This window comes from Streptomyces sp. V4I23 (assembly GCF_030817975.1).
In the GTDB taxonomy this organism is placed as follows: domain Bacteria; phylum Actinomycetota; class Actinomycetes; order Streptomycetales; family Streptomycetaceae; genus Streptomyces.
This window is the reverse complement of the sequence record NZ_JAUSZW010000004.1, coordinates 3,300,720-3,319,987: the sequence shown is the minus strand read 5'-3', so window position 1 is coordinate 3,319,987 and position 19,268 is coordinate 3,300,720. Positions and strand designations below refer to the sequence as shown.

Genomic DNA, 19,268 nt, shown 5'->3' with positions numbered 1-19,268 from the left:
CTCTTCTCTGCCCGCTAAAGTTAGTCATTGATAACTAACCCTCTGGGGGAGCAGTGAACCAGAACCAGCAGACGCCTCGCGGCAGTGCCGCCTGGGCCCTCGTGATCACCAGCGTCGCCGGCTTCATGGCGGCCCTCGACAATCTCGTCGTCACCACCGCGCTCCCCTCCATACGGGAGGACCTCGGCGGCGCGCTCGAGGACCTGGAATGGACGGTGAACGCGTACACGCTCACCTTCGCCGTCCTCCTGATGCTGGGAGCGGCCCTCGGTGACCGCTTCGGACGGCGCAGGCTCTTCGTCGCGGGCCTGACGATCTTCACCGGCGCCTCCGCCGCTGCGGCGCTCGCCTCGGGGATCGACGCCCTCGTCGCCGCCCGCGCGGTCCAGGGCGTGGGGGCCGCGATCATGATGCCGCTCACACTGACGCTGCTCACCGCCGCCGTACCCGCCGCGCGCCGGGGCGCGGCGCTCGGGATCTTCAGCGCCGTCACGGGCCTCGCCGTCGCCAGCGGGCCGCTCATCGGCGGCAGTCTCACCGAGCACATGTCCTGGCAGTGGATCTTCTGGCTGAACGTGCCGATCGGCCTCGCCCTGCTGCCCCTCGCCCGCCTGCGCCTCGCCGAGTCGTACGCCCCCGACGCCCGTCTGGACGTCCCCGGCACGCTGCTCGTCAGCGGCGGTCTCTTCGGCGTCGTCTACGGTCTCGTCAACGGGAACGCGCACGGCTGGACCAGCACCCGCGTCCTTTTCGCCCTGATCGCGGGCGCCGTGCTGCTGGTCTCCTTCGTGTGGCACGGCCACGTCGCCGCGAAGCCGATGCTGCCGATGCGGCTGTTCCGCAACCGTGCCTTCTTCGGGATCAACATCGCGAGCCTGCTCATGTTCCTCGGCATGTTCGGCTCGATCTTCCTGCTCAGCCAGTTCCTGCAGGGTGTCGCCGGCTACTCGCCCACCGAGGCCGGCCTGCGGATGCTGCCCTGGACCGGGATGCCGCTGCTCGTCGCACCCGTCGCCGGCTACCTCTCCGACCGGATCGGCGGCCGTCCGGTCGTCGCCGCCGGACTCGCGCTCCAGGCGGTCGGCCTCGGCCTGTTCGCCCTGGTCATCGAGCCCGGGGTGTCGTACACGGCCCAGCTGCCCGCGCTGATTCTCGGCGGCGTCGGCATGGCCCTGTACTTCGCCCCCGCCGCCAGCGTCGTGATGTCCAGTGTCCGGCCCGCGGAACAGGGCATCGCCTCGGGAGCGAACAACGCCCTGCGCGAGGTCGGCGGCGCTCTCGGCATCGCCGTACTCGGCGCGGTTTTCGCTGCTCAGGGAGGGTACGAGTCGGCAGAGGCGTTCACCGACGGCACCGTGCCCGCGCTGTGGATCGGCGCGTCCGTGGTGGCCGTCGCCGCCCTGGTCGCTCTGATGATCCCGGGTGGCCGGACCACGCCCGACGAGCCCGAGGACGACGGCCCGGTGCGGAGCACCGCCGCCGAGCCCGAGCGGATCGCCGTCTGACCGCGATCCGTCCGTACGGCCCCGGTCCGCGGCCCCGCCCGAGCGGCGCGGCCGCGGACCGTACTCTTGTCCCCGTGCAGGAACTTCACGACGCCCCCCTCGCCCCCCTGACCACCTTCCGCCTCGGCGGCCCCGCGACGCGTCTCGTGGTGGCCACCACCGACGACGAGGTGATCGCCGCCGTCCGCGAGGCGGACGACGCCGGCACCCCGCTGCTGATCATCGGCGGCGGAAGCAACCTGGTCATCGGCGACAAGGGCTTCGACGGCACCGCCCTGCGCATCGCCACCCGCGGCTTCGCGCTCGACGGGACACGGCTGGAGCTCGCCGCGGGCGAGGTCTGGACCGACGCGGTGGCCCGCACCGTCGAAGCGGGCCTGGCCGGCGTCGAGTGCCTGGCCGGAATCCCCGGCTCGGCGGGCGCCACCCCGATCCAGAACGTCGGTGCGTACGGCCAGGAGGTCTCCGGCACGATCACCGAGGTCGTCGCCTACGACCGCACCACGGGCGAGACCGTGACGCTGTCGAACGAGGAGTGCGCCTTCTCCTACCGGCACAGTCGCTTCAAGCAGCACCCCGAGCGCTATGTCGTGCTGCGCGTGCGGTTCGAGCTGGAGGACGCGGGCGGCCTGTCCGCCCCCGTGAAGTACGCGGAGACCGCCAAGGCCCTCGGCGTCGAGGTCGGTGACCGGGTCCCGGCCGCCGACGCACGGGAGACCGTGCTGCGGCTGCGCGCCGGCAAGGGCATGGTCCTGGACCCCGAGGACCACGACACCTGGTCGGCCGGGTCGTTCTTCACCAACCCGATCCTCACCGCGGCCGAGTACGAGACATTCCTCGGCCGCGTGCGCGACCGGCTCGGCGACGGTGTCGCCCCGCCCGCCTACCCCGCGGGCGACGGCCGCACCAAGACCTCCGCCGCCTGGCTGATCGACCGGGCGGGCTTCACCAAGGGCTACGGCGCCGGCCCGGCCCGGATCTCCACCAAGCACGCCCTCGCGCTCACCAACCGGGGCGAGGCCACCACCGAGGACCTGCTGGCGCTGGCCCGCGAAGTGGTGGCCGGGGTGCGGGACGCCTTCGGCGTGACCCTCGTCAACGAGCCGGTGACGGTCGGCGTCAGCCTCTGACGCCCGTCGCCCGAGCCGTCGGCGTGAGGCGCGTCAGCCTCTGAGCCGTCGGCGCGAGGCGCGTCAGCCTCTGAGCCGTCGGCGGTGTGACGGCCGGAGCCGTCGGTACGTGATGCGTCGGGCCGGAGCCGTCAGGGTGTGACGCGTCGGGCGAGCCGTCGGTACGTGATGCGTCGGCCGGACGTCCGTACCGGCCCGAGCGTCAGTACGCGACGCCGACGCCCTGTCCCACCGTCGCGGGATCGTCGGTCATCGCGAGCATCGCGTGGGCCACGTCAGCGCGGCCGATCGTCCGGGCACTGCGCGGATTGCCGCCGACGACCGTGCGATAGCGGCCGGTCAGCGGCTTGTCGAGCAGCCGGGGCGGCCGGACGGCCGTCCAGTCCGTGGCGCTGCGCGCCAGCTCGCCCTCCATCACCCGCAGGTCCGCGTAGATGTCCTTCAGGACCGAGTCGACCACGGACATCATCGCGCGGTCCAGCAGCGGCTCCCGCTCCGCGGGCGTGCCCAGCGGGGCCGCGCTGACCACCAGCAGTCGCCGGGTGCGTTCGGCCTCCATCGCCGCCAGCACCGACCGGGTCAGCCGGGCGGCGACGCCGGCGTCGGCCTTCCTGCGGGCGCCGAGCCCGGACAGGACCGCGTCCCGCCCGGCGACGGCCGGGCGCAGCGCCTCCGAGTCCCGGAGGTCGGCGCGGAAGACGTCGAGGCCGTCACCGGTCACGGTGAGGCGGGCCGGATCGCGCACCACGGCAGTGACGTCATGTCCCGCGGAGAGGGCCTGCCGGACGATCTCCTGGCCGATTCCACCGGTGGCGCCGAAAACTGTGAGCCTCATCGTGCACACCCTCCTCGGGGTGGGTAAGTATTCACTCACCACTAGGGTGAGTGGGTACTCACCCACCCGTCAAGCCCGGTAGGAGCACGCATGGAGCAGAAGCCGACCCGCGTCCGCATCGTCGACGCCGCGCGTGAGCTGATGCTGTCCCTCGGTCTGGCGCGCACGACCACCAAGGAGATCGCCAAGGCCGCGGGCTGCTCCGAAGCGGCGCTCTACAAGCACTTCTCCAGCAAGGAGGAGCTCTTCGTGACCGTGCTCAACGAACGGCTGCCGAAGCTCGGCGCCCTGTTGAGCACCCTGATCGTGGACCCCGGCCGGGCGGGGGTCGAGGAGAACCTGACCGACATCGCCCGCCACGCGGCCCTCTTCTACGAGCAGACCTTCCCCATGGCCGCCTCGCTGTACGCCGAGCCCCAGCTCAAGCGCCGCCACGAAGAGGCCATGCGGGAGATGCGCACCGGCCCGCACAAGCCGATCGAGGGCCTCGCCGCCTACCTGCGGACGGAGCAGCAGGCGGGCCGCATCAGCCCCGACGCCGACACGTACGCGGCCGCGTCACTTCTCCTCGGCGCCTGCGCCCAGCGGGCGTTCGCCTACGAGGCCACGGCCGACCGCAGGCCCCCGCAGCCGCTGGACGAGTTCGCCGCGGGTCTCGCGCGCACGCTGCTGCGCGGAATCTCCGTCGCGGACGGTCCCCGCTGAGCGCCATGCCGGGCCGATGACCGCCGCTCTTCACCCCGCGCGTTCGCCGCGTGGCTTCCCGGCGTACCCGCCCCACCGCCGCTTCAGGCCCCCGGGCCGCCCAGCCAGTCGTCGACCCCGGCCAGCAGCTTCTCCTTGACCTCCGCCGGCGCCGCCGAGCCGCGCACCGACTGGCGGGCCAGTTCCGCGAGCTCCTCGTCAGTGAAGCCGTGATGGCGGCGGGCGAACTCGTACTGCGCCGCCAGCCGGGAGCCGAACAGCAGCGGGTCGTCCGCGCCCAGCGCCATCGGGACACCGGCCTCGTACAGCGTCCGCAGCGGCACGTCCTCCGGCTTCTCGTACACGCCCAGCGCCACGTTCGACGCCGGGCACACCTCGCAGGTCACCTGGCGCTCGGCCAGTTTGCGCAGCAGCCGCGGGTCCTCCGCGGCGCGCACGCCGTGACCGATGCGGGCCGCGTGCAGGTCGTCGAGGCAGTCGCGCACGGACGCGGGGCCCGTCAGCTCGCCGCCGTGCGGGGCCGCCAGCAGGCCGCCCTCGCGGGCGATGGCGAAGGCCCGGTCGAAGTCGCGGGCCAGGCCCCGGCGCTCGTCGTTCGACAGGCCGAAGCCGACGATGCCCCGGTCCGCGTAGCGCACGGCGAGCCGCGCGAGGGTACGGGCGTCCAGCGGGTGCTTCATCCGGTTCGCCGCGACCAGGACCCGCATCCCGAGACCGGTCTCGCGCGACGCGGTGTCCACCGCGTCGAGGATGATCTCCAGGGCCGGGATCAGCCCGCCCAGCCGGGGCGCGTACGAGGTCGGGTCGACCTGGATCTCCAGCCAGCCCGAGCCGTCCCTGATGTCCTCCTCGGCCGCCTCGCGCACCAGACGCTGGATGTCCTCCGGTTCGCGCAGGCACGAGCGGGCCATGTCGTACAGCCGCTGGAAGCGGAACCAGCCCCGCTCGTCGGTGGCCCGCAGCTTGGGCGGCTCGCCGCCGGTCAGCGCCTCGGGCAGGTGCACGCCGTACTTGTCGGCGAGTTCGAGAAGGGTGGCTGGCCGCATCGACCCGGTGAAGTGCAGGTGCAGATGGGCCTTGGGCAGCAGGCTGACGTCTCGTACGTGCTCCATTCAGGGATCCTGCCGCACGGAACACGTCCTGGGCAGCCCTTTTCCCCGATCGGGTTCTTGCTCGAACACAGAAACGGGCTCCCGGCCGGAGCCGGGAGCCCGTGCGCACGGGGAACGCGTCAGTCGCGGGCCTCGGCCAGCAGCTTCTGGATCCGGGACACGCCCTCGACCAGGTCCTCGTCGCCCAGCGCGTACGAGAGACGCAGGTAGCCGGGGGTGCCGAAGGCCTCACCCGGGACCACGGCGACCTCGACCTCGTCGAGGATCAGGGCGGCGAGCTCGACCGAGGTCTGCGGACGCCGCCCCCGGATCTCCTTGCCCAGCAGACCCTTGACCGACGGGTACGCGTAGAACGCGCCCTCGGGGGTCGGGCAGACCACGCCGTCGATCTCGTTGAGCATCCGCACGATGGTCTGGCGACGGCGGTCGAAGGCCGTGCGCATCTCCGCGACGGCGTCCAGGTCACCGGAGACGGCGGCGAGGGCGGCCACCTGGGCCACGTTGGAGACGTTCGACGTGGCGTGCGACTGCAGGTTGGTCGCGGCCTTGACGACGTCCTTCGGACCGACGATCCACCCGACGCGCCAGCCGGTCATGGCGTACGTCTTGGCCACGCCGTTGACGACGATGCACTTCTCGCGCAGCGCCGGCACGAGCTGGGGCAGCGAGGTGAACGTCGCGTCCCCGTAGACCAGGTGCTCGTAGATCTCGTCGGTCAGCACCCACAGGCCGTGCTCCGCGGCCCACTCGCCGATCGCGCGGGCGTCGGCCTCGCTGTAGACGGCGCCGGTGGGGTTGGACGGCGAGACGAAGAGGACGACCTTGGTCTTCTCCGTACGCGCGGCCTCCAGCTGCTCGACCGAGACGCGGTAGCCGGTGGTCTCGTCGGCGACGACCTCGACCGGGACACCGCCCGCGAGGCGGATCGACTCGGGGTACGTCGTCCAGTACGGAGCCGGGACGATGACCTCGTCGCCCGGGTCGAGGATCGCGGCGAACGCCTCGTAGATGGCCTGCTTGCCGCCGTTGGTCACGAGGATCTGGGCGGGGTCGACCTCGTAGCCGGAGTCGCGCAGCGTCTTCTCGGCGATGGCCTTCTTCAGCTCGGGCAGACCGCCGGCCGGTGTGTAGCGGTGGTACTTCGGGTTGCGGCAGGCCTCGACGGCGGCCTCGACGACGTAGTCGGGTGTCGGGAAGTCGGGCTCACCCGCGCCGAAGCCGATCACCGGCCGCCCGGCGGCCTTGAGGGCCTTGGCCTTGGCGTCGACGGCGAGGGTCGCGGACTCGGAGATCGCGCCGATGCGGGCGGAGACCCGGCGCTCGGTGGGAGGGGTTGCAGCGCTCATGCCGCCCATGCTCCCAGACGGCAAACGGAGCCGGCACGCAGGATTCGCGGAGCGGACAACAGTGGTCAGAAGTGGACCCGAGGACATCGTGTTCGACGCCGGGCCTGGGAGCACGTACACTCACTGGTCGTTGGCCTTCACCAGCCACATCCGCACCGGGCACTTAGTGCACCCGGCCGGATGCGGTAGGTTGGGGAACCACAAAGGGTCGTAGCTCAATTGGTAGAGCACTGGTCTCCAAAACCAGCGGTTGGGGGTTCAAGTCCCTCCGGCCCTGCTACACACACCTTCGCCAGGCTGTGTGCGCATGTACGTACATCTATGCACCGCCGTGCGGCTCCACCGGGCGCGGCACGGCCACGACCCGGAATCAGGTGAGAGATCGTGACGGACGCCGTGGGCTCCATCGACATGCCTGATGCCGAGGACGAGTCGCCGGAGTCGAAGAAGAAGTCCCGCAAGGGCGGAAAGCGCGGCAAGAAGGGCCCGCTGGGCCGTCTCGGGCTTTTCTATCGCCAGATCATCGCTGAACTGCGCAAGGTCGTCTGGCCCACGCGCAATCAGCTGACGACCTACACCACTGTGGTGATCGTCTTCGTCGTCATCATGATCGGCCTCGTGACCGTGATTGACTTGGGCTTCCAGGAAGCAGTCAAGTACGTCTTCGGCTGATCCTGCGGAGGGCGCCGGACACGGCGCCCCTTTCGCATTGTTCCACCCCATCTGTATCCAGGAAGAAGCAGCCACCGTGTCTGACCCGAACCTGAACGACTCCGCCACGTCCGGCGAGAGCTTCGAGTCCGTCGAGGACGAGCTCGACATCGTCGAGGCGGCAGACGGTGTGGAGCCGGACCAGGCCGAAGCTGCCGACGACGCCGCCGGCGAGCCGGCCGAGGACGCCGCGCTGCACGTGGAGGACGAGACCGACGCCGAGGCTGCGGACGAGGTCACGCCCGCCGCCGAGACCGAGGACGCCGAAGAGGCCGAGGCCGAGCCGGAGGCTCCCGCCGACCCGATCGCCGCTCTGCGCGACGAGCTCCGCGGCCTGCCCGGCGAGTGGTACGTGATCCACACCTACGCGGGCTACGAGAAGCGCGTGAAGGCCAACCTGGAGCAGCGCGCCGTCTCGCTGAACGTCGAGGACTTCATCTACCAGGCCGAGGTCCCCGAGGAAGAGATCGTCCAGATCAAGAACGGCGAGCGCAAGAACGTCCGGCAGAACAAGCTGCCCGGCTACGTGCTCGTCCGCATGGACCTGACGAACGAGTCCTGGGGCGTCGTGCGGAACACCCCCGGTGTCACCGGCTTCGTGGGCAACGCCTACGACCCGTACCCGCTGACCCTGGACGAGATCGTCAAGATGCTCGCCCCGGAGGCCGAGGAGAAGGCCGCCCGCGAGGCCGCCGAGGCCGAGGGCAAGCCGGCCCCCGCCCGCAAGGTCGAGGTCCAGGTGCTGGACTTCGAGGTCGGCGACTCGGTCACCGTCACCGACGGCCCGTTCGCGACGCTGCAGGCGACGATCAACGAGATCAACGCCGACTCGAAGAAGGTCAAGGGCCTCGTCGAGATCTTCGGCCGCGAGACCCCGGTCGAGCTCAGCTTCGACCAGATCCAGAAGAACTGACGTTTTTCGGACCCACCGCTTCCGAACAGGTCAGACCGCCTCTCGCAGGCTGTCTGACCTGCTCGGTTTTTGGCCGCACATGGATACCCGTTATCGTTGTGCGGTATGCCTCCATCCGGATGATCGGTTGGGGTGCTGAAAACTCTCACTAGGACCCGGAGAGAGCAATGCCTCCCAAGAAGAAGAAGGTCACGGGGCTTATCAAGCTCCAGATCCAGGCCGGTGCGGCCAACCCGGCTCCGCCGGTCGGCCCCGCCCTGGGTCAGCACGGCGTCAACATCATGGAGTTCTGCAAGGCCTACAACGCCGCGACCGAGTCGCAGCGTGGCATGGTCGTGCCGGTGGAGATCACGGTCTACGAGGACCGTTCCTTCACCTTCGTCACCAAGACTCCGCCGGCCGCCAAGCTGATCCTCAAGGCCGCGGGTGTGGACAAGGGCTCCGGCGAGCCGCACAAGACCAAGGTCGCCAAGCTCACGCGCGACCAGGTTCGTGACATCGCCAGCACCAAGATGCCCGACCTGAACGCCAACGACCTGGACGCCGCCGAGAAGATCATCGCCGGCACCGCCCGTTCCATGGGCATCACGGTCGAGGGCTGACAGTCCCCGTTTGACCTCTGTGGCAGGGCCAAGCGCTGGCCCGCACCACAACTCCACGCTCAACACATCAGGAGCAGAAGTGAAGCGCAGCAAGACTCTCCGCGCTGCGGACGCCAAGGTCGACCGGGAGCGCAACTACGCCCCGCTCGAGGCCGTCCGTCTCGCCAAGGACACCGCCGCCACCAAGTTCGACGGCACTGTCGAGGTCGCCTTCCGTCTGGGCGTTGACCCGCGCAAGGCCGACCAGATGGTCCGTGGCACCGTGAACCTTCCGCACGGCACCGGTAAGACCGCCCGGGTCCTGGTCTTCGCGACCGGTGACCGTGCCGAGGCCGCGCGTGCCGCGGGCGCCGACATCGTCGGCTCCGACGAGCTCATCGACGAGATCTCCAAGGGCAACCGCCTGAACGAGTTCGACGCCGTCGTCGCCACCCCGGACCTCATGGGCAAGGTCGGCCGCCTCGGCCGCGTGCTCGGTCCGCGTGGTCTGATGCCGAACCCGAAGACCGGCACCGTCACGATGGACGTCGCCAAGGCCGTCAACGAGATCAAGGGCGGCAAGATCGAGTTCCGCGTCGACAAGCACTCGAACCTGCACTTCATCATCGGCAAGGTCTCCTTCGACGAGACGAAGCTGGTCGAGAACTACGCCGCGGCGCTGGAGGAGATCCTCCGTCTGAAGCCGTCCGCCGCGAAGGGCCGCTACATCAAGAAGGCGACCCTGGCCACCACCATGGGCCCCGGCATCCCGCTGGACCCGAACCGCACCCGCAACCTCCTCGTCGAGGAGGACCCGGCCGCCGTCTGAACCTGACGGCAGTCGCGGGTCTCGCGTACGAAGCCGGCCCCCGTCGCTCCTCGGAGCGGCGGGGGCCGGCTTTTTCACGGGCGATCCTCCGGCCGGCCCTCACAGGGCGCTGAGCGGGCGTACACACCTTCCAGGCCACGGCAAGGACCTCCGGGACCGGGCCAGGGCCTCGGCGACGGCGACGGCTCCCAGGCGCAGGGCCGTCGCCCTCGTGGGCGGCGATGACCCGATTTGCCTCGCGGCGATCCGTTCCCGTACTCTTCCACGGAAGCCAAAGACCGCTGGTCGTTGCCGTGCTCTCCTTCCGAGGGTCCGGTGGCCGAAGGATCCGCTCAGCAGCGGACGACCCGCGCAGGTGACAGTGGAAAGCTCCCTGATCGGATTCCGTTCAGGTCGAGCTACGCCCCGTGCGCCTGCGCCGGGGCGTTTCGTTTTGTTCAGCCCCTTCTGAGCGGTCCTCATCACCCGGAAGGAGGCCGACGCTCTATGGCAAGGCCCGACAAGGCTGCCGCGGTGGCCGAGCTCGCGGAGCAGTTCCGCAGCTCGAACGCCGCCGTGCTGACCGAGTACCGGGGTCTCACCGTGGCCCAGCTCAAGCAGCTGCGCCGTTCGCTCGGTGAGAACGCCCAGTACGCCGTGGTGAAGAACACGCTGACCAAGATTGCGGCCAACGAGGCCGGGATCAACACGCTCGACGACCAGTTCAACGGTCCGACGGCGGTTGCCTTCATCACCGGTGACCCGGTGGAGTCGGCGAAGGGTCTTCGTGACTTCGCCAAGGACAACCCGAACCTGATCATCAAGGGCGGTGTCCTTGATGGCAAGGCGCTGTCCGCCGATGAGATCAAGAAGCTTGCGGACCTCGAGTCCCGCGAGGTTCTGCTCAGCAAGCTGGCCGGCGCGTTCAAGGGCAAGCAGTCCCAGGCTGCCTCGCTCTTCCAGGCGCTGCCGTCGAAGTTCGTCCGCACCGCGGAGGCGCTTCGCGTCAAGCTCGCCGAGCAGGGCGGTGCCGAGTAATTCGGCTCGCGCATTGATCCGCGCCGCCTAGGCACGGATCGCAGCGGGCCGAACGTACGCCCGCCTCACATGGACATCGGCACCAGCCGAATTAGTGGAAGGACCGCCATCATGGCGAAGCTGTCTCAGGAAGACCTGCTCGCGCAGTTCGAGGAGATGACCCTCATCGAGCTCTCCGAGTTCGTGAAGGCGTTCGAGGAGAAGTTCGACGTCACCGCCGCTGCGGCCGTCGCCGCCGTCGCCCCGGGTGCCCCCGGCGCCCCGGTCGAGGCCGTCGAGGAGAAGGACGAGTTCGACGTCATCCTCACCGGCGCCGGCGACAAGAAGATCCAGGTCATCAAGGTCGTGCGTGAGCTGACCTCCCTGGGCCTGAAGGAGGCCAAGGACCTCGTCGACGGCACCCCGAAGCCGGTCCTCGAGAAGGTCGCCAAGGAGGCCGCGGAGAAGGCTGCCGAGTCCCTCAAGGCCGCCGGCGCCTCCGTCGAGGTCAAGTGACCTTGCGAGTCTCCTGACTCCTCGCGTGTAACGCACGCACACTGAAGGGCGATCACCCAACCGGGTGGTCGCCCTTCGGCATGCGCGGGACGGCTTTCTTGCTCTTGCCGTCCCGGCGAGTATGGTGATCTTCGCCGTGCGCTCACAGCGGCCTGTGATGATCCCGGAGCAGCAGCTCAGGGGCAGGGGCCTTGACGAACCGCACGCAGCGCGCAATTCTCAGGACGCGTCGTCACAACGATCCGTATCCGAGGCATGGATCGACGACCGAACGGGCAGTATCGATGTGCGCCTCACGGCGCATGAGGTTCGCGGAGATGAGAACAACGAGGGTCTCGAGGGTCTCGAAAACCCGCACTGGACATCAGTGTGCCAAGTGGCTACACTGACCCTTTGCGCTGCCTGTTAGCTGCCCCCTGCCCGTCACCCGGGGCATGCCCGTACCTGAGCATCGGTTGAAGATCCGTCCCGACCTGGACTTTCTCTCCGTGCACAGTATGGGACCGGTACGCGCGTAGTGAGTCCGAGCCCTCGGAAGGACCCCCTCTTGGCCGCCTCGCGCAACGCCTCGACCGCGAATACGAACAACGGCGCAAGCACTGCCCCGCTGCGCATCTCCTTTGCAAAGATCAAGGAGCCCCTCGAGGTTCCGAACCTGCTCGCGCTGCAGACCGAGAGCTTTGACTGGCTGCTCGGCAATGCGGCGTGGAAGGCTCGTGTCGAGGCGGCTCTCGAAAGCGGACAGGACGTCCCCACCAAGTCCGGTCTGGAAGAGATCTTCGAGGAGATCTCGCCGATCGAGGACTTCTCCGGGTCGATGTCGCTGACCTTCCGCGACCACCGCTTCGAGCCTCCGAAGAACTCGATCGACGAGTGCAAGGAGCGCGACTTCACGTACGCCGCCCCGCTCTTCGTCACCGCCGAGTTCACCAACAACGAGACCGGCGAGATCAAGTCCCAGACGGTCTTCATGGGCGACTTCCCGCTCATGACCAACAAGGGCACCTTCGTCATCAACGGCACCGAGCGTGTCGTCGTGTCGCAGCTCGTGCGCTCGCCGGGTGTCTACTTCGACTCCTCCATCGACAAGACGTCCGACAAGGACATCTTCACGGCCAAGATCATCCCGTCCCGGGGTGCCTGGCTGGAGATGGAGATCGACAAGCGCGACATGGTCGGTGTCCGCATCGACCGCAAGCGCAAGCAGTCCGTCACCGTCCTGCTCAAGGCGCTCGGCTGGACGACCGAGCAGATCCTCGAGGAGTTCGGCGAGTACGAGTCCATGCGCGCCACCCTGGAGAAGGACCACACCCAGGGCCAGGACGACGCGCTGCTCGACATCTACCGCAAGCTGCGTCCGGGCGAGCCGCCGACGCGTGAGGCCGCTCAGACGCTGCTCGAGAACCTCTACTTCAACCCGAAGCGCTACGACCTCGCGAAGGTCGGCCGCTACAAGGTGAACAAGAAGCTCGGCGCCGACGAGCCGCTGGACGCCGGTGTCCTGACCACCGACGACGTCATCGCCACCATCAAGTACCTGGTCAAGCTGCACGCAGGCGAGACCGAGACGGTCGGCGAGAACGGCACGCAGATCGTCGTCGAGACCGACGACATCGACCACTTCGGCAACCGTCGTCTGCGCAACGTCGGCGAGCTCATCCAGAACCAGGTCCGTACGGGTCTGGCTCGTATGGAGCGCGTCGTGCGCGAGCGCATGACCACGCAGGACGTCGAGGCGATCACGCCGCAGACCCTGATCAACATCCGGCCGGTCGTCGCCTCCATCAAGGAGTTCTTCGGCACCAGCCAGCTGTCGCAGTTCATGGACCAGAACAACCCGCTGTCGGGTCTCACCCACAAGCGCCGTCTGTCGGCTCTTGGCCCGGGTGGTCTCTCCCGTGAGCGGGCCGGCTTCGAGGTCCGTGACGTGCACCCCTCGCACTACGGCCGCATGTGCCCGATCGAGACCCCTGAAGGCCCGAACATCGGTCTGATCGGCTCGCTCGCCTCCTACGGCCGCGTCAACGCGTTCGGCTTCGTCGAGACGCCGTACCGCAAGGTCGTCGAGGGCCAGGTCACCGACGAGGTCGACTACCTGACCGCCGACGAGGAGGACCGCTTCGTCATCGCCCAGGCGAACGCGACCCTCTCCGAGGACCTGCGCTTCACCGAGTCCCGCATTCTCGTCCGCCGTCGTGGCGGCGAGGTCGACTACGTCCCGCCGGCCGAGGTCGACTACATGGACGTCTCGCCGCGCCAGATGGTGTCGGTCGCGACCGCCATGATCCCCTTCCTCGAGCACGACGACGCCAACCGTGCCCTCATGGGCGCGAACATGATGCGCCAGGCCGTTCCGCTCATCAAGGCGGAGGCCCCGCTCGTCGGCACCGGCATGGAGTACCGCTGTGCCACCGACGCCGGCGACGTCATCAAGGCCGAGAAGGACGGTGTCATCCAGGAGGTCTCGGCCGACTACGTCACCGTCGCGAACGACGACGGCACGTACACCACGTACCGCGTCGCGAAGTTCTCCCGCTCCAACCAGGGCACCTCGGTCAACCAGAAGGTCATCGTCTCCGAGGGCGACCGCGTCATCGAGGGCCAGGTCCTCGCCGACGGTCCCGCCACGGAGAACGGCGAGATGGCGCTCGGCAAGAACCTGCTCGTGGCGTTCATGCCGTGGGAGGGTCACAACTACGAGGACGCGATCATCCTGTCGCAGCGCCTCGTGCAGGACGACGTCCTCTCCTCGATCCACATCGAGGAGCACGAGGTCGACGCCCGTGACACCAAGCTCGGCCCCGAGGAGATCACCCGGGACATCCCGAACGTCTCCGAGGAGGTCCTCGCCGACCTCGACGAGCGCGGCATCATCCGTATCGGTGCCGAGGTCGTCGCCGGCGACATCCTGGTCGGCAAGGTCACGCCCAAGGGTGAGACCGAGCTGACCCCGGAGGAGCGCCTGCTCCGCGCGATCTTCGGTGAGAAGGCCCGTGAGGTCCGTGACACCTCGCTGAAGGTGCCGCACGGCGAGACCGGCAAGGTCATCGGCGTGCGCGTCTTCGACCGCGAGGAGGGCGACGAGCTTCCCCCGGGCGTGAACCAGCTGGTCCGCGTCTACGTCGCCCAGAAGCGCAAGATCACCGACGGTGACAAGCTCGCCGGCCGTCACGGCAACAAGGGCGTCATCTCGAAGATCCTGCCGATCGAGGACATGCCGTTCCTGGAGGACGGCACGCCGGTCGACATCATCCTCAACCCGCTGGGTGTCCCGTCCCGAATGAACCCGGGACAGGTCCTGGAGATCCACCTCGGCTGGCTCGCCAGTCGCGGCTGGGACGTCTCCGGCCTGAGCGAGGAGTGGGCCCAGCGTCTGCAGGCCATCGGCGCCGACGACGTCGCGCCCGGCACCAACGTCGCGACCCCGGTCTTCGACGGTGCCCGCGAGGACGAGCTGGCCGGCCTGCTGCAGCACACCATCCCGAACCGTGACGGCGAGCGCATGGTGCTCCCGACCGGTAAGGCGCGTCTGTTCGACGGCCGCTCCGGCGAGCCGTTCCCGGACCCGATCTCCGTCGGGTACATGTACATCCTCAAGCTCCACCACCTGGTCGACGACAAGCTCCACGCCCGGTCGACCGGTCCGTACTCGATGATCACCCAGCAGCCGCTGGGTGGTAAGGCCCAGTTCGGTGGCCAGCGATTCGGTGAGATGGAGGTGTGGGCGCTGGAGGCGTACGGCGCCGCCTACGCGCTCCAGGAGCTGCTGACGATCAAGTCCGACGACGTGACCGGCCGCGTGAAGGTCTACGAGGCCATCGTCAAGGGCGAGAACATCCCCGAGCCCGGCATTCCCGAGTCCTTCAAGGTGCTCATCAAGGAAATGCAGTCGCTCTGCCTCAACGTGGAGGTGCTGTCCTCGGACGGCATGTCCATCGAGATGCGCGACACGGACGAGGACGTCTTCCGTGCTGCGGAGGAGCTCGGTATCGACCTGTCCCGGCGCGAGCCGAGCAGCGTCGAAGAGGTCTGACGGGCCCGGCCGGGGCTCTCGCGAGGGAGCCCCGGCCGTCCCCGGGACCGTACAGACCACTGATACAGAGCCCGTTTTCCGCTGACGCGGAGGGCACAACCCCGAAAGAGGGATTGACGAAAAAGTGCTCGACGTCAACTTCTTCGACGAGCTGCGGATCGGCCTCGCCACCGCGGACGACATCCGGACCTGGTCCCACGGCGAGGTCAAGAAGCCGGAGACCATCAACTACCGCACGCTCAAGCCCGAGAAGGACGGACTCTTCTGCGAGAAGATCTTCGGTCCGACCCGGGACTGGGAGTGCTACTGCGGCAAGTACAAGCGTGTCCGCTTCAAGGGCATCATCTGTGAGCGCTGTGGCGTCGAGGTCACGCGCGCCAAGGTGCGTCGTGAGCGGATGGGCCACATCGAGCTGGCCGCTCCCGTCACCCACATCTGGTACTTCAAGGGCGTCCCGTCGCGTCTGGGCTACCTGCTGGACCTGGCGCCGAAGGACCTCGAGAAGGTCATCTACTTCGCCGCGTACATGATCACGTTCGTGGACGAGGAGCGCCGCACGCGCGACCTGCCGTCGCTGGAGGCCCACGTCTCCGTCGAGCGCCAGCAGATCGAGAACCGCCGCGACGCCGACCTCGAGGCCCGCGCCAAGAAGCTCGAGACCGACCTGGCCGAGCTCGAGGCCGAGGGCGCCAAGGCCGACGTGCGCCGCAAGGTGCGCGAGGGCGCCGAGCGTGAGATGAAGCAGCTGCGCGACCGCGCCCAGCGCGAGATCGACCGTCTCGACGAGGTGTGGAACCGCTTCAAGAACCTCAAGGTCCAGGACCTCGAGGGCGACGAGCTGCTCTACCGCGAGCTGCGTGACCGCTTCGGCACGTACTTCGACGGCTCGATGGGTGCCGCGGCGCTGCAGAAGCGCCTGGAGTCCTTCGACCTCGAGGAGGAGGCCGAGCGCCTCCGCGAGATCATCCGTACCGGCAAGGGCCAGAAGAAGACCCGTGCGCTCAAGCGCCTCAAGGTCGTCTCCGCGTTCCTGCAGACGTCCAACAGCCCCAAGGGCATGGTGCTCGACTGCGTGCCGGTCATCCCGCCGGACCTGCGTCCGATGGTGCAGCTGGACGGTGGCCGCTTCGCGACCTCCGACCTGAACGACCTGTACCGCCGTGTGATCAACCGGAACAACCGACTGAAGCGCCTTCTCGACCTCGGTGCGCCCGAGATCATCGTGAACAACGAGAAGCGCATGCTCCAGGAGGCCGTCGACGCGCTGTTCGACAACGGCCGTCGTGGCCGTCCGGTCACCGGTCCCGGCAACCGCCCGCTGAAGTCCCTCAGCGACATGCTGAAGGGCAAGCAGGGTCGTTTCCGTCAGAACCTGCTCGGTAAGCGAGTCGACTACTCGGCGCGTTCCGTCATCGTCGTCGGCCCGCAGCTGAAGCTGCACCAGTGCGGTCTGCCCAAGGCCATGGCGCTGGAGCTCTTCAAGCCGTTCGTGATGAAGCGCCTGGTCGACCTGAACCACGCGCAGAACATCAAGTCGGCCAAGCGCATGGTCGAGCGCGGCCGCACCGTCGTGTACGACGTCCTCGAAGAGGTCATCGCCGAGCACCCGGTGCTGCTGAACCGTGCGCCCACGCTGCACCGCCTCGGCATCCAGGCCTTCGAGCCGCAGCTGGTCGAGGGCAAGGCCATCCAGATCCACCCGCTCGTCTGCACCGCGTTCAACGCGGACTTCGACGGTGACCAGATGGCCGTGCACCTGCCGCTGTCCGCGGAGGCGCAGGCCGAGGCCCGCATCCTGATGCTGTCCTCGAACAACATCCTCAAGCCGGCCGACGGCCGTCCGGTCACCATGCCGACCCAGGACATGGTGCTGGGCCTCTTCTTCCTCACCACGGACGAGGAGGAGCGCGAGGTGCGCGGCGAGGGCCGTGCGTTCAACTCCACCGCCGAGGCGATCATGGCCTTCGACGCCCGGGAGCTCTCGCTCCAGGCGAAGGTCGACATCCGCTTCCCGGTCGGCACCATCCCGCCGCGCGGCTGGACGCCTCCGGTCGAAGACGGGGATGACGCCGTCGAGGCAGGGACGTGGCAGCAGGGTGACAGCTTCCGTCTCAAGACCACGCTCGGCCGTGCGCTCTTCAACGAGCTGCTGCCCGAGGACTACCCGTTCGTCGACTACTCGGTGGGCAAGAAGCAGCTCTCCGAGATCGTCAACGACCTCGCCGAGCGCTACCCCAAGGTCATCGTGGCGGCGACGCTCGACAACCTGAAGGCGGCCGGCTTCTACTGGGCGACCCGTTCCGGTGTCACCGTGGCCATCTCCGACGTCGTCGTTCCCGAGGCGAAGAAGGCGATCGTCAAGGGTTACGAGGAGCAGGACGAGAAGGTCCAGAAGCAGTACGAGCGCGGTCTGATCACCAAGGACGAGCGCACGCAGGAGCTCATCGCGATCTGGACCAAGGCGACCAACGAGGTCGCCGAGGCCATGAACGAGAACTTCCCGAAGACCAACCCCATCTTCATGATGGTCAACTCGGGTGCTCGTGGAAACATGATGCAGATGCGTCAGATCGCCGGTATGCGTGGTCTGGTGTCCAACGCCAAGAACGAGACCATCCCGCGTCCGATCAAGGCGTCCTTCCGTGAGGGCCTGTCGGTGCTGGAGTACTTCATCTCCACGCACGGTGCCCGTAAGGGTCTGGCGGACACCGCCCTGCGTACCGCCGACTCGGGTTACCTGACCCGTCGTCTGGTGGACGTCTCGCAGGACGTCATCATCCGCGAGGAGGACTGCGGCACCGACCGCGGCCTCAAGCTGCGGATCGCCGAGAAGGGCGCCGACGGCGTGCTGCGCAAGGCGGAGGACGTCGAGACCTCCGTGTACGCGCGCATGCTCGCCGAGGACGTCGTCGTCGACGGCAAGGTCATCGCGCCTGCCAACGTCGACCTCGGTGACGTGCTCATCGACGCGCTCGTCGCGGCCGGTGTGGAGGAGGTCAAGACCCGCTCGGTCCTGACCTGTGAGTCCGCGGTCGGTACCTGTGCGTACTGCTACGGCCGTTCGCTGGCCACCGGCAAGCTGGTCGACATCGGTGAGGCGGTCGGCATCATCGCCGCCCAGTCCATCGGTGAGCCCGGTACCCAGCTGACGATGCGTACCTTCCACACCGGTGGTGTGGCCGGTGACGACATCACCCAGGGTCTGCCCCGTGTCGTCGAGCTCTTCGAGGCTCGTACGCCCAAGGGTGTCGCCCCGATCTCGGAAGCGGCCGGCCGCGTCCGTATCGAGGAGACGGAGAAGACCAAGAAGCTCGTCGTCACCCCGGACGACGGCAGCGACGAGACCGCCTACCCGATCTCGAAGCGTGCCCGTCTGCTGGTCGGCGAGGGCGACCACGTCGAGGTGGGCCAGAAGCTCACCGTGGGTGCCACCAACCCGCACGACGTGCTGCGCATTCTCGGCCAGCGCGCGGTCCAGGTGCACCTGGTCGGCGAGGTCCAGAAGGTCTACAACTCGCAGGGTGTGTCGATCCACGACAAGCACATCGAGATCATCATCCGGCAGATGCTGCGCCGGGTGACGATCATCGAGTCCGGCGACGCGGAGCTGCTGCCGGGCGAGCTGGTCGAGCGCTCGAAGTTCGAGACCGAGAACCGTCGTGTGGTCACCGAGGGCGGTCACCCCGCCTCCGGCCGTCCGCAGCTGATGGGTATCACCAAGGCCTCGCTGGCGACCGAGTCGTGGCTGTCGGCGGCGTCCTTCCAGGAGACGACCAGGGTCCTGACCGACGCGGCGATCAACGCCAAGTCGGACTCCCTGATCGGCCTCAAGGAGAACGTCATCATCGGTAAGCTCATCCCGGCCGGTACGGGCCTGTCCCGCTACCGCAACATCCGGGTCGAGCCGACCGAGGAGGCCAAGGCCGCGATGTACTCGGCCGTCGGCTACGACGACATCGACTACTCGCCGTTCGGCACGGGCTCCGGCCAGGCCGTTCCGCTGGAGGACTACGACTACGGTCCGTACAACCAGTAAGCAGGGCGAACGAAGGGCGG

Annotated in this window: 14 protein-coding genes and 1 tRNA gene; 12 read left to right on the top strand and 3 right to left on the bottom strand. The window is 68.4% G+C overall.

Translation table 11 applies throughout. The features are described 5' to 3' along the window. Positions 1–53 precede the first annotated feature (53 nt). Positions 54–1,505 carry an MFS transporter gene (locus QFZ82_RS17165; RefSeq protein ID WP_307713995.1) on the top strand — a complete coding sequence of 484 codons (1,452 nt, stop codon included), beginning with the start codon at positions 54–56 and terminating at the stop codon, positions 1,503–1,505. 5 nt (positions 1,506–1,510) lie between these two features. Continuing rightward, positions 1,511–2,635 carry a UDP-N-acetylmuramate dehydrogenase gene (locus QFZ82_RS17160; protein WP_307717751.1) on the top strand — a complete coding sequence of 375 codons (1,125 nt, stop codon included), beginning with the start codon at positions 1,511–1,513 and terminating at the stop codon, positions 2,633–2,635. A gap of 202 nt (positions 2,636–2,837) precedes the next feature. Here QFZ82_RS17160 and QFZ82_RS17155 read toward each other — a convergent pair whose 3' ends face one another. Continuing rightward, a complete protein-coding gene (locus QFZ82_RS17155) occupies positions 2,838–3,470 on the bottom strand; it encodes an NAD(P)-dependent oxidoreductase (RefSeq protein ID WP_307713994.1) in 633 nt (210 codons plus the stop codon). A gap of 90 nt (positions 3,471–3,560) precedes the next feature. Here QFZ82_RS17155 and QFZ82_RS17150 point away from each other — a divergent pair, with 90 nt between their 5' ends. After that, positions 3,561–4,175 carry a TetR/AcrR family transcriptional regulator gene (locus QFZ82_RS17150; protein WP_307713993.1) on the top strand — a complete coding sequence of 205 codons (615 nt, stop codon included), beginning with the start codon at positions 3,561–3,563 and terminating at the stop codon, positions 4,173–4,175. A gap of 83 nt (positions 4,176–4,258) precedes the next feature. On the opposite strand, the gene QFZ82_RS17145 is transcribed toward QFZ82_RS17150, so the two are convergent. Together QFZ82_RS17145 and QFZ82_RS17140 are read right to left on the bottom strand one after the other, a co-directional pair. Next, positions 4,259–5,287 carry an adenosine deaminase gene (locus QFZ82_RS17145; protein WP_177148599.1) on the bottom strand — a complete coding sequence of 343 codons (1,029 nt, stop codon included), beginning with the start codon at positions 5,285–5,287 and terminating at the stop codon, positions 4,259–4,261. Between the two features lie 119 nt (positions 5,288–5,406). After that, the gene (locus QFZ82_RS17140; RefSeq protein ID WP_307713992.1) at positions 5,407–6,633 is read right to left on the bottom strand and encodes a pyridoxal phosphate-dependent aminotransferase; all 1,227 of its coding nucleotides are present in this window, start codon (positions 6,631–6,633) and stop codon (positions 5,407–5,409) included. A gap of 204 nt (positions 6,634–6,837) precedes the next feature. On the opposite strand from QFZ82_RS17140, the gene QFZ82_RS17135 reads away from it, so the two are divergent. The 9 genes from QFZ82_RS17135 to QFZ82_RS17095 all read left to right on the top strand — a co-directional run bounded on the left by QFZ82_RS17135 (position 6,838) and on the right by QFZ82_RS17095 (position 19,248). Then, positions 6,838–6,910 (top strand) — tRNA-Trp (locus QFZ82_RS17135). A gap of 107 nt (positions 6,911–7,017) precedes the next feature. Then, entirely contained in the window at positions 7,018–7,305 is a 288-nt protein-coding gene (gene secE / locus QFZ82_RS17130) for a preprotein translocase subunit SecE (protein WP_177148601.1), read from the top strand. A gap of 76 nt (positions 7,306–7,381) precedes the next feature. Continuing rightward, positions 7,382–8,257: a transcription termination/antitermination protein NusG gene (nusG, locus tag QFZ82_RS17125; RefSeq protein WP_307713991.1), complete on the top strand. Its 876-nt coding sequence runs from the start codon at positions 7,382–7,384 to the stop codon at positions 8,255–8,257. Between the two features lie 167 nt (positions 8,258–8,424). Further along, positions 8,425–8,859 carry a 50S ribosomal protein L11 gene (gene rplK / locus QFZ82_RS17120; RefSeq protein ID WP_177148603.1) on the top strand — a complete coding sequence of 145 codons (435 nt, stop codon included), beginning with the start codon at positions 8,425–8,427 and terminating at the stop codon, positions 8,857–8,859. A gap of 79 nt (positions 8,860–8,938) precedes the next feature. Continuing rightward, a complete protein-coding gene (gene rplA / locus QFZ82_RS17115) occupies positions 8,939–9,667 on the top strand; it encodes a 50S ribosomal protein L1 (protein WP_307713990.1) in 729 nt (242 codons plus the stop codon). A 486-nt stretch (positions 9,668–10,153) separates the two neighbouring features. Continuing rightward, positions 10,154–10,684: a 50S ribosomal protein L10 gene (gene rplJ, locus QFZ82_RS17110; protein WP_307713989.1), complete on the top strand. Its 531-nt coding sequence runs from the start codon at positions 10,154–10,156 to the stop codon at positions 10,682–10,684. A 111-nt stretch (positions 10,685–10,795) separates the two neighbouring features. Then, a complete protein-coding gene (gene rplL / locus QFZ82_RS17105; protein ID WP_307713988.1) occupies positions 10,796–11,179 on the top strand; it encodes a 50S ribosomal protein L7/L12 in 384 nt (127 codons plus the stop codon). A gap of 547 nt (positions 11,180–11,726) precedes the next feature. After that, positions 11,727–15,212, top strand: a complete 3,486-nt coding sequence (rpoB, locus tag QFZ82_RS17100; RefSeq protein WP_307713987.1) for a DNA-directed RNA polymerase subunit beta — start codon at positions 11,727–11,729, stop codon at positions 15,210–15,212. Positions 15,213–15,336: 124 nt separating this feature from the next. Continuing rightward, positions 15,337–19,248: a DNA-directed RNA polymerase subunit beta' gene (locus QFZ82_RS17095; protein WP_307713986.1), complete on the top strand. Its 3,912-nt coding sequence runs from the start codon at positions 15,337–15,339 to the stop codon at positions 19,246–19,248. Positions 19,249–19,268: the final 20 nt, after the last annotated feature.

Bases quoted from the DNA above. Each gene is read 5' to 3' on its own strand.
- rplL (WP_307713988.1), top strand. From the start codon at position 10,796: ATGGCGAAGCTGTCTCAGGAAGACCTGCTCGCGCAGTTCGAGGAGATG.
- QFZ82_RS17150 (WP_307713993.1), top strand. From the start codon at position 3,561: ATGGAGCAGAAGCCGACCCGCGTCCGCATCGTCGACGCCGCGCGTGAG.
- QFZ82_RS17155 (WP_307713994.1), bottom strand. From the start codon at position 3,470: ATGAGGCTCACAGTTTTCGGCGCCACCGGTGGAATCGGCCAGGAGATC.
- QFZ82_RS17140 (WP_307713992.1), bottom strand. From the start codon at position 6,633: ATGAGCGCTGCAACCCCTCCCACCGAGCGCCGGGTCTCCGCCCGCATC.
- QFZ82_RS17145 (WP_177148599.1), bottom strand. From the start codon at position 5,287: ATGGAGCACGTACGAGACGTCAGCCTGCTGCCCAAGGCCCATCTGCAC.
- rplJ (WP_307713989.1), top strand. From the start codon at position 10,154: ATGGCAAGGCCCGACAAGGCTGCCGCGGTGGCCGAGCTCGCGGAGCAG.
- rplK (WP_177148603.1), top strand. From the start codon at position 8,425: ATGCCTCCCAAGAAGAAGAAGGTCACGGGGCTTATCAAGCTCCAGATC.